Origin of the sequence: Streptomyces sp. NPDC050388 (assembly GCF_040655635.1) — a bacterium.
In the GTDB taxonomy this organism is placed as follows: Bacteria; Actinomycetota; Actinomycetes; order Streptomycetales; family Streptomycetaceae; genus Streptomyces.
Genome location: NZ_JBFAKH010000146.1, coordinates 1 through 9,988, shown reverse-complemented (window position 1 = coordinate 9,988; position 9,988 = coordinate 1). Strand labels below are relative to the sequence as shown.

The window sequence follows — 9,988 nt, the reverse complement described above, 5'->3', positions numbered from 1 at the left end:
GCCGACCCAGGCAGAGCCGAGCAGACGCGGCCCCTGGCGTCCAGGTCGTTCGTACAGTGGCGCGCTCCACCTGGACGCCAGGAACCACGCCCGCTTCACGGTGTGTGGGTCGACGGCGGATGGGATGGGAGCTGGGGTGAGGGGTGGGTTGTTGTGGTCTGCGGGTGCGTGCACCACGCCTATAGGGACGATGCCCAGACGACAACCCCGGCAGGGACGAGGGCACAGGCGAGGCCGAAGCTCAGGCATGCATAGGCCAGCGCTTTGAAGGCCTTGTGCTTTTGAGCCCGAAATGCTGCGAAACAGGTGAAGTTGACGATGGCGAGGCACGGCAGAGTGATGAAGACGAACCCCAGCGCTGCCATGATTCCCCCGATCAGCCGACCGCCCTACAGCCGGAAGCTACAGCAACTAGCGCGGCCGCCCACCACCAGGCCAGGCGACGGTTGGACGGCACACCCAGGCCGCTACGTAGGCCACGCGTGCCCTCCGCGTGCCCGATCGAGCAGCGACCGGCGGGGAACGACGGGGAATCTCGGCGAGCGTCCCGAGGATGCGCAGGTCATCGTCACGCCAGGTCATTGGCCGTCCGCGTACGCGATCTTCCAAACTGGTGCTCCCGGACCCGGGCGGCGGCGCTTGACTGGGCCATCAAGACTCCGTCGGCCTTCGCTGTCACCGCATGGGCTTCAGTACATGGCCCAGTGCGACGAGGCCGATTCCCACGGCGAGAAGTGACAGGGAGTGGAAGTTCCAGCTGATCAGCATCAGCAGGGTACCCGCTCCCCAGAGCCTGGGTTGCCGCACCCGTTGCTGGAGCCACCGGCCCGGCATACGGCCGAGGAGCAGAGCGTGCACCCCGACAACGGCGAAGACGATGGACAGCGTGAACAGAACCAAGAGCCCTGCACCGAACAGGAACAACCCCATCCCCCCTCGTCAAGGCCGCATGCAGTGGCTGACATCAGCGCCTGACACCAACAAGCACGAACAGCGGCGGTTGCCGCTGGACCTTAACGGACGAACAGCCGAGGCATAGAGCCGGTTGATCGACGGTGCAGGCCCGCCGTGATCGACCTGATAAGGATGAGGCCAGACTTCAAAGCCTGCGACGAAGGAGATCTTCCATGGACAGGCCCAATGACCGGTTACTGAGGTTGAACTCGTGGTGTCGTAAGGGCTGACCGGTCTCGCCGCCCCTTGTGGGGGTGTTCGACGTGGTGAGGTGGGTGAGGCGCCGTCTACCAACGGTGCCAGACCGCGTCAGGTGCGCCGTCTCGCATAACGGACTGGTCGTCGCCCGCGACGAAGAACAGGGCCGAGGAGATGATGCGGTCGCCGGCGCGCTGGGCGCCGATTTCAAGCTGGAAGCCGTCGCAGGAGATGTCGCCGCTGGGACTGAACCGCAGGCCGGTGTCGTGCTTGATCGCGTGGGCTTCCATTTCCTGCGCGAGCTGCGACGGTACACGGCCGATGAGCCGGATTCCCTCGCAGCTCACCTGAGGACCGAGTCGCCCGTCGACGCGGACGTAGGCCAGTTCTCCGTTCGTGTGGAAGTAGCACTCCACCGCCCCCTGGCTCGTGGGGGTGTCTTCCTTGGAGAAACGCACGGGGTTCCACCCCGGGCTGTATCCGTCGGGCCGAGTGGTGAAGCCGTGCGCGGCCAGGGCCGCGATGACCTCTCCCTGGCGCATGTCCATGCGCAGAGGTCCCAGGGTTCGCCCGGGGAGGTAGTTCCAGTGATCCCGTTCCGCGTCCGGGAGCACCGGCCACATACCTGTATCCATTACACGATGATCGCCCACTCGGTTCACGTCCCGCGCATCAGGGGCTGGTGGGACAACCGGTCGGGGCAGTGACAGCCGGTCGTTCCCACCACGGCCGTCCAGGAGCAGTGGGGTTGAACTTGTGGTGTTGTGTCGTTGCTCAGCCGGGTCTGATGATCAGGCCGGTCTCGGTGAGGCAGCCGTCTATGAGGTGGCTGCGGTACTGGATGTGCCGTAGGCCGCGTCGGATGCGCTGGATGAGATGTTCGGGGGTGCTGAAGGCGACGTTGGAGAGCCAGCCGCGCCGAAGAAGGGACCAGACCCCTTCGACCGGGTTGAGGTCGGGCGCGTAGGGCGGCAGGTAGTAGATGGTCAGCCAGTCCCGGGCTGCCGCCCATCCCCTCAGCTCAGCGGCTTTGTGAACGTTGAGGTTGTCCCATACGAGCACGATCGGGCCGCCGAGCTGCTGATGGGCTGCGATCAGCAGGTCCCGGTAGTCGCGCCAGGAGAAGCTCTTGCGTCCGTCGCGCCGGCCGTCGTCCCGGCGCGGCCGGTAGATCAGCCGCGACCTGTGACCGGGCTTGTAGCAGGTCAGCGCGGCAATGGACACCCGTCTGCGCGACCGGCCACGGACCCGCACCACCGGGGTCCGGCCGCGCTGTGACCAGGTCTTGGTCTGCGGCGGCGTCATGGAGAAACCGGCTTCGTCCTCGAAGACGAGCCAGGCTCCACGGGCCGCCGCGAGCCTTCCGCGCACGGCCACACTCCCCCGCAAGCGGGGGCACCCCCACCTTGACCCACCCGGCCACCGCCTCGTCGTCGCGTTCCATCGCGCGTCGGGCCGGGACCTGGCAGGACCAGCCGTTGCGGACCAGGAGCTTGCGCACGCCCTGGATCGTGTAGGTCAGGTGGAAGCACCGGCCGATCACCGTCTTCACACGGCTTAAGGTCCAGCGCTGATCTTCCCAGCCGTGCGCGGCCGGCCCCTTGGCCAGTTCCGCTTCCAGCTGGCCGAACTGCTTCTCGCTCAGCCTCGGCAGCGACGCCGGCCCCTGCGACCGCAGAGCCCGCGGACCGCCCTCGTTCCACATCTGCCGCCACCGCTGCACCGAGCGGACGCTGACCCGCAGGTCCTTGGCGATCACCCAGCTCGCCTCACCCCGAGCGAATCGCTCCGCCGCCTGCAGCCGTAATTCCTCGCGGAACTGCTGCCGTTCGGCGGTCAGCCCGCCCCCTTGTGGATACCGCATACCCCGGTGATACCGCAGCGGACCACGGCCCGTCAGCCCCTACGACACCACGAGTTCAACCTGAGTAGTTGCGTTCGCGCTGCTCCTCGTAGCGGGCGGGCTGTGGCTGACGTTCGGGGCCGGTACATCAGGCGCCGGCCGATTGTGGGGCATCGTCATCGCCTTCCCGGCAACGATCTACCTCTGGTTCTGCATCAGAGCGCAGATCAGGGCCATCAAGGAGGACAACCGACAGGCGCGAATCCGCAGAGAGCAGCGGAGACGGTCGCGTGGGTGACGTCGCACAGCCGACGGACGGCGGCGGACGAGCGCGGACACTTGCAGACCATCGCAGCAGGCGAGAAGCACACCAGCCCAAGGCCGAGCGTCCGCCCAAGTTGCTTCGGGACGAAGAGGTCAGTCATGGCATTGACCGGTCCATCACACCACGCCACGATGATCGGCGTGATGTACATCGCTGATCTTGCTGTCCGCCCTCTGTTTCGCAATCCTCCCAGCACAGTCGGTGCCGTCGTCCTCCTCCTGGTGGGAGCCGGCGTGCTGTGCGGGGGCATCGTCATCGCCACCGACTACAAGAAGGCGGCGTTCCGCCTCTACGCGAAGGCGATCCGCATCTACGGCGGCACTCCGGCAGAGCCATTGAGCTTTAGAGTGGGAGGGCTCCTCGCCATCCTCGGTGGCAGCGGCGCGGTTTCTGCAGGCATCTACTGGCTCAGCCGATAGTCAGTGCGGGTCTCCGATAAGGCGCGTCCGCCGGGCCGTCTCTGGGCCGTCGGAGGGTGCTCAACGACGACCAACGCTGACAACCATCGACAGCGAAGTCGCAGGTCGCAGCGTTGATCGATTACTCGGCCGCAGGTCAGAGACCCGGCCCTTCACTTCTTCGGCTACTGAGGTTTTCTCAGTAAAGATCATTTCCAGTGGTTGTTGAGTACGAGGGCGGCGCGGGTTATCGGCGTTGAGCGTTCTTCTCGAGCGTCTGACGCTTCACTTGTCTCCACGAGTACACCGTGAGGACGAGAGACACGCAGCCGACCGCTAGGAACATCAATCGCTTGGCGATGCCATCAAGATTGATGGCGCCTCCGAAGCCTGCTACGAGGCCGCAAAAGCCGAGGAAAAGAGATCGCTGGCCCAGCAGCTGATCAACCAAGCCTCTGATGAATCCGCCGCCTTGCAGCGAGTTCCACGATTTTCTCAGTGTCATTTCATCACTCGACTTTCTTCGTTCTGATCGGCCGTCATGTCAAGTCCGGGCTGGCTGCGGCCCAGGCCCTTTGGGCGGCATGGATTTCGGCATTGGGGGCAACAGGTCGGCAGAGAATGGCGCAGCCCATGTGCGCGGAACCGACACAGGAGGCCGAAACGGCACGCCAGGTGCTCTGGCGGGCCGTTTCATGCGAGGCCGGAGCTACGGATTCTGCTGCCGAGCCTGCTCCTCATCTCGCTGATGCTTCATGTATCTCCATGAAACCATCAGGAGTACGACGGATACGCATCCGATCGTGATGAGAGTGAGTCGTGCCGTGAGGCCCTTGTTGGTGATGGCCCCAATGAAGCCGGCCAAGACTCCACAAATACCGAGGAAGAGTGATCGCCACCCGAGCAGCATTTCACCCAGGCCAGCAGTCGAGGCTCTCATGAATCCACCACCCTGCAGCGATTTCCAGTTACTTTCTCTCCGCGTCATTTCATCACCACGTGATCGGGGGCTGTGCAGGGCGATCGAAGGGGCCGGGTGCGATGTAGCGGACCGGACCGTCCTCCGGGAGCATGTAGCCTACGACCGTCGCCCCCGGGGCGACAGGCCAGGTGAGGTGCCAGTCATCAGGGCGTATGCCTCATGATCCCTTGTGCCGTCAGCGGGCGCCCGCAGTTTCCGCTAGAAAGCGTCTGACATCCATGGCCGACATCAACGTGGCCGGACGGCCACGGACGAAGAGGATCGTTTAGCTTGGCGTTTAACCCCTGAGCTGTTTCAAGCGAATATGTTCGGTGAGGGTCTCGACACGTTTCACGGTTTTCCCGGGCTCGTGCCGCTGGGCTGACCTGCGGTTTCTTGACCCGGGTGGGCGTCCCGGGCCGGGCCTGGACGGTTTCGGCCCGGCCGCCGGACGGGCGGCCTTCATGCGGAGGTGGCGGAACCCTCGGCGGACGCGGGCGGGGGTGAGCCGCTGTGGCTCGGCAGGCCGTTCCCAGGGGTGGCGCAGGTCCTCGGCCAGCGAGCGGGCGAGGCGGAGCTGGGTGTGTGCGGCGATCACCAGCCAGGTCCGCGGTGTCGGGGTGGCGGACTTTCGGACGGCTCCAGCCGAGTGTCTGCTTGAGGAAGCGAAAGGTGTGCTCCAGGTCGAACCTGCGCAGGAACGCCTGCCAGCGCACGTCCACCTGGTCGGCGGCGAGACCGGTGGCGGAGGTCCACAGCCACACCGGTTTCGCCTCGCGCTCGCCAGGCAGGTGCTCCACCTTGAGCCGGATCAATGTGCCGTGCTGCGTGGGCAGTTCGCCCTCGTGGTCGAGCCAGGCACTGCGGGCCTGCAGTTTCGGATGCATGCGGTCCCAGGCGCTTGCCTCGGCCCGGCCGTAGCGGGTGGTTTCGCAGGTGGTGAGCCGGTCGGGGACGTGCCAACCGTCCGGTCGGGCGAGGGAGAATCTGGCTCCGTGTTTGCGGGGGCGTCCGCCTTTGGGGGTGGAATGCGCGGGACCTGCGTCGCGGTACATCACGCGGTCCGAGCGCAGCCGGGCCATCACCTCCACAGGCAGGTCACGCAGCGCATACGAGAGGCGAGGTGCGTCATAGCCGGCGTCCAGCACGATGAGAATCGCCTTGCTTCCCGGCTTCCAGTGACCAGCCGAGATCAACCGCTCGACCACGCCGCGCAGTTGGGCCGCTGCCACGGCGACCGCGTCGTCGGCCGGGCCCAGGCGGACGACGTCGAGCAGAGCGCACCAGGAAGTGCGGCCGGTCTCCAAAGCGGCGACGAAAGAGTACGGCCAGCCGGGCACGAACTGGTCGCTGGCACGTCCTCCACGTCCGTATACGTGGCAGAAGAGCCGGTCAGAGCTGGTGGAGGCGTCCGGGCGAAGCCAGTTGCACACATCCGCGGCGAGCACGATGCGACCGTCGGCGGCGCCCGGCATCGGCAGACCGGCCAGAACGCGGCGCAGGCGGGCCGGCTGCAACCACCCCTTGTCCAGCGCGGCGTACATCGCCCCGTGTCCGCGCTGGTGCTCGGCTGCCAGTGTCAGTTCGACCAGCGACTTCACCGGACCATCCGCGCAAAGGATCGCCTCGGTCAACTCGAAGAGCGCATCTGGGCGGGCGTATAGACAGTCGTAGAACTCAACTCGAAAGCGGGACAGGACACCCAACGCCTCGACGGCAGGGGCCTGGGCAAGGAAACTCATCTCAGCGGCCGTCCCTTCACACTCCGTGACTCGACACCTCGAAGCGTGGAGGACGGCCGCGTCTCACGTTCTCCGAAACGGAAGATCTCAGCAGGTCGGGTGACGTGCGAGGTTAAACAAAAGCTAAAGCGGGTGTCGCAGGTTCGAATCCTGCCGGGGGCACAGCAAAACGCCTGGTCAGAGGCCCTTCCGTCCGACGGGCGGGAGGGCCTTCGTACTCGCAGCACACATATGGCACACATGCGGCTGCGGGCAGAGGTGGGGAGCTGTGCGAGGTGCCCGCGAAGAACGAGCTGTCCCGGCGCCGGTACGAGAAGCTGGTCGACCGGCTGGAGTCGTTGATGCGGGCCACTCTGAAGCCGCAGTACAAGGGGTATTTCGGGCAGCTGGTCCTGGGCAGCGACGACCTCGCGGAGATGGGCGACCTCAAGGACGTTCGGCAGGCGGCGCGGGAGGCCGGGCAGCGTCTGGGCTGGAAGACCGCCACTCGCCTCGTCGGTGGCCGGCTCTTCGTGCTCGACGAGCGGTCAGTGCCTGAGCACATCGAGGCGCTGGCCGAGGACGAGACCGCTGCCGCGATGGACCGGGCCCGGCGGGATGGCCGACGACCGAGGCTGCTCTGACCCGGAAAGACCGGAAGGCCGCCCTCACCGGTTCAATACCAGTGACAGCGGCCCCCTCCGTTTGCCGTTTCTCGGCACGGATCAAACCCACATCACGCCGAGTCCTCCTCCAGGGCGGCCACCGTCTCAGCGGCCTGGCGGGCCTTCCGCTCGACCTTCTCCAGCCTGGTCTTCGCCTTGGCCAACTGCTTGGCACGCCGCTTGTGCATCTTCTTCGAGACCTCGTCGAGACGGTCCGGGAAGAGATGCCCGTACGTGTCCAGGGTCAGCGTCGCCGACTTGTGGCCCAGCATCGTCTGGACGACGTTGACGTCCGCACCGCTGGCGATGGCGAGCGGGGCGGCCGTGTGGCGCAGTTTGTGCGGGGTGACCTTGAGGTGCCCCAGTCCGGCTTTCACGACCGCCGGCGCGAAGAGCCGCTGGCGGAAGTTGCGGGCCCGCAGCGGTCCGCTCCGGGACCCGGACGTCAGCTCACCGCCGCGGCGATGGCGCGGGCGCAGGCCAGTGACTCGGTCTTCGACGTGTCGACCTCGATGTCGTAGTCGACGCCCTTGTGCACGATCTCGGCCTGCGAGGCCGCCATGCCGGCCGTCCGGTCGCCACGGGCGATCTCGCGTCCGGCCGCGGTCTCGGGGTCACAGCGCACCCCGACCCACAGCACTTCGAGCCCTTCGAGTTGCTTGCGCGTCCGCTCCTGCGAGGCGGCGCCGCCGAGGAAGACGTCATCGATGATCACGTGGGCCCCGGCCCGTGCCATGGCGGCGATGCCCGCCATCCAGGCGGCCTCGATCTCCCGGAACCCGGCGCCGACCTCGACCTCGCCCTGATCCCCGAACGTGATCCCGGAGTCCTGAGCGGTCATCGACCGGGGCAGCTTGGCGATCAGGTCGTCCACGCCGAGGGCGATCCAGGGGGTGGGGAGGATCGCCTGGAGGCAGCGGCTGATGCCGGTCTTGCCGGAGCTGGATCCGCCGTTCAGCACGATGACTTGAGTGCTCATGTGTTGGACTCGCCTTCCATAGCGGTGCGTTCGCCTTTCAGGGTGATGCGTTCTGAGCTTGTTCCGCTTTGACGGACACCATCAGTGTGGTGGTCAGACACCCCATGTTGTTTGGTGTCAAGCGGCATGGGGTTGGGCGTGGTGTGCCCAGGCAGTTGCTTCGTCGTAGTGGGTGCGGGTTTTGAGGCATCCGTGGAGGATGCCGACGAGGCGGTTGCCGAGCTGGCGGAGGGCGGAGTTGTAGCCGGCTTCACGGGCTCGCTGCTTGTCGTAGTAGCGGCGGGCGCCGGGTGAGACCCGCAGGGCTGAGAACGCCTGGCGCTGGAGTGCGTCAGCGAGCCGGTTGTTGCGGACATAGCGGGCCTGGACGGTGTGGCTCTTGCCGGATGCCCGGGTGACGGGGCTGGTGCCGGCGTAGTTCTTGCGGGCCTTGGCGGATGCGTAGCGAGTGGGGTCATCCCCGAACTCGGCGAGCACCCGGGCGCCGGTGATCTCTCCGATGCCAGGCATGGAGAGGTAGATCTCAGCGTCCGGGTGCGCGAGAAAATGCGCCTTCACCTGCTCTTCCAGCGTGGCTATCTGTTCATTGAGGGCGATCAGGAGACGGGCGTGGGCGGTCGTGGTGGCCCCGTAGGCGGCGGCCACAGGTTCGGGCAGTTCCAGGTGTTTCTCACGCAGCGCGGCCTGGATGGCCCCGGCTTTCTGGTCCCGGTTGTGGCGTCGGGCGCGGGCCAGGACGGCGGTGATCTGCGTGCGGGTCAACTTCGCCGCTGCCTGCGGGGTGGGCGCCTTGACGAGCAGTTCCAGCGCGTCCGTGCTGGTCAGCTCCAGACTCGCGTAGGCGTTCAGGGCGGCGGGAAAGTACTCGCGCAGCGTGTTGCGCAGCCGCTGAAAGGTGCGGGTGCGTTCCCAGATCAGGGTCTGGTGGGCGCGGGCAACGACCTTGACGGCCTGGGCCTGGTCGCTGTCCCCGGCAACGGGCCGCAGCTGGTCACGGTCGATGCGGACCATGTCGGCCAGCGCGTGGGCGTCGCCCTTGTCGCTCTTGGCGCCGGAGGTGCCGTACCGCTCCTTGAACCGGGCGACCTGTCGGGGGTTGATCGCGTAGACCTGGTAGCCGGCGGCGAGCAGGGCCTGCACCCAGGTACCGCGGTCCGTCTCGATCCCGACAACCACATCGGCCGGCTCGAGATCCTCACCGGCGTGCCTCGCCACGAGCTCGTGGAGTCTGGCGATGCCTTCCGCGCCCTCGGGCAGCCTCACGGTCGCGAGGCGGCGGCCCGTGGTGTCCTGGACCTCGACGTCGTGATGGTCCTCGGCCCAGTCGTCGCCGATCAGCAGCAACTCTTCCTCCTGGTCAGGTACTTCCCGGTCGTGCAGCCCGCGGAAGACACGGCACGCGGCCTAATGGATCCAGTGCTCACGCTCAGCTCGGCGGGCACGCCACCCCATCAGCGGTCATGGTCTTCCGGCCGACCAGCAGGGGCACGGTCTGACCACAGAACTCGTACTGGTTCCGGCCACATAAGTGCTCACCTGCTGGCGGCTACGGCACCGAGTCTCTTCGACCCGGCAGTTCCCATTAGGCCGCCAGGGCGGCTTCGTAGTCGGCGGGACTGCGGTAACCGAGGCTGCTGTGCAGCCGGTGCAAGTTGTACCAGCCCTCGATCCACTCGAAGACCGCGGTGCGGGCGACGGACCTGCTCGGCCAGGAACGGTCGCCGAGCAGTTCGTTCTTCAGGGTGGCGAAGAACGACTCGGCCAGCGCGTTGTCCCAGCACTGGCCGGTTCGGCCGACAGACAGCTGGATATCCAACTCGGCTGCGAGCAGGGCGAATTCACGGCTGGTGTACTGCCCAGGTTCAACCAGTCGTTGCAACACCCCTGATCAGAGGAGTGTGTTGTGGGACGACCAGCGGGTTGGATGGCGGAGTTGACGGGGCG

Annotated in this window: 8 protein-coding genes and 3 pseudogenes; 2 read left to right on the top strand and 9 right to left on the bottom strand. The window is 66.5% G+C overall.

Annotation, left to right across the window (positions count from 1 at the left end):
- Nucleotides 1-675: 675 nt before the first annotated feature.
- From AB0I73_RS38595 to AB0I73_RS38580, 4 genes and pseudogenes are all read right to left on the bottom strand, one after another.
- Nucleotides 676-930: a hypothetical protein gene (locus tag AB0I73_RS38595; RefSeq protein WP_363045072.1), complete on the bottom strand. Its 255-nt coding sequence runs from the start codon at nt 928-930 to the stop codon at nt 676-678.
- A gap of 311 nt (nt 931-1,241) precedes the next feature.
- Nucleotides 1,242-1,787, bottom strand: coding sequence for a hypothetical protein (locus AB0I73_RS38590; protein ID WP_363045071.1), 546 nt, complete (start codon nt 1,785-1,787; stop codon nt 1,242-1,244).
- 139 nt (nt 1,788-1,926) lie between these two features.
- A complete protein-coding gene (locus tag AB0I73_RS38585) occupies nt 1,927-2,457 on the bottom strand; it encodes a transposase (protein WP_363045073.1) in 531 nt (176 codons plus the stop codon).
- Nucleotides 2,454-3,016 (bottom strand): annotated as a pseudogene (locus tag AB0I73_RS38580) (winged helix-turn-helix domain-containing protein). Before AB0I73_RS38580 ends, AB0I73_RS38585 begins: the two are co-directional and overlap by 4 nt.
- A gap of 402 nt (nt 3,017-3,418) precedes the next feature.
- On the opposite strand from AB0I73_RS38580, the gene AB0I73_RS38575 reads away from it, so the two are divergent.
- Nucleotides 3,419-3,739, top strand: coding sequence for a hypothetical protein (locus tag AB0I73_RS38575; RefSeq protein WP_363045070.1), 321 nt, complete (start codon nt 3,419-3,421; stop codon nt 3,737-3,739).
- A 1,238-nt stretch (nt 3,740-4,977) separates the two neighbouring features.
- Here AB0I73_RS38575 and AB0I73_RS38570 read toward each other — a convergent pair.
- Nucleotides 4,978-6,421, bottom strand: a pseudogene (locus AB0I73_RS38570) (NF041680 family putative transposase).
- A gap of 275 nt (nt 6,422-6,696) precedes the next feature.
- Here AB0I73_RS38570 and AB0I73_RS38565 point away from each other — a divergent pair.
- Entirely contained in the window at nt 6,697-7,044 is a 348-nt protein-coding gene (locus tag AB0I73_RS38565) for a hypothetical protein (RefSeq protein ID WP_363045069.1), read from the top strand.
- A gap of 92 nt (nt 7,045-7,136) precedes the next feature.
- Here the strand turns inward: AB0I73_RS38565 and AB0I73_RS38560 are convergent.
- The 4 genes and pseudogenes from AB0I73_RS38560 to AB0I73_RS38545 form a co-directional block, all read right to left on the bottom strand.
- Nucleotides 7,137-7,493, bottom strand: a pseudogene (locus tag AB0I73_RS38560) (tyrosine-type recombinase/integrase); the annotation flags it as partial.
- Nucleotides 7,494-7,510: 17 nt separating this feature from the next.
- Complete coding sequence (cpt, locus tag AB0I73_RS38555) at nt 7,511-8,044, bottom strand: chloramphenicol phosphotransferase CPT (protein ID WP_363045068.1); 534 nt, start codon at nt 8,042-8,044, stop codon at nt 7,511-7,513.
- A 117-nt stretch (nt 8,045-8,161) separates the two neighbouring features.
- Nucleotides 8,162-9,388: an IS110 family transposase gene (locus AB0I73_RS38550; protein ID WP_363045067.1), complete on the bottom strand. Its 1,227-nt coding sequence runs from the start codon at nt 9,386-9,388 to the stop codon at nt 8,162-8,164.
- A 238-nt stretch (nt 9,389-9,626) separates the two neighbouring features.
- On the bottom strand, nt 9,627-9,923 hold the full coding sequence (locus AB0I73_RS38545) for an integrase core domain-containing protein (RefSeq protein WP_363045066.1): 297 nt from the start codon (nt 9,921-9,923) through the stop codon (nt 9,627-9,629).
- Nucleotides 9,924-9,988 lie beyond the last annotated feature (65 nt).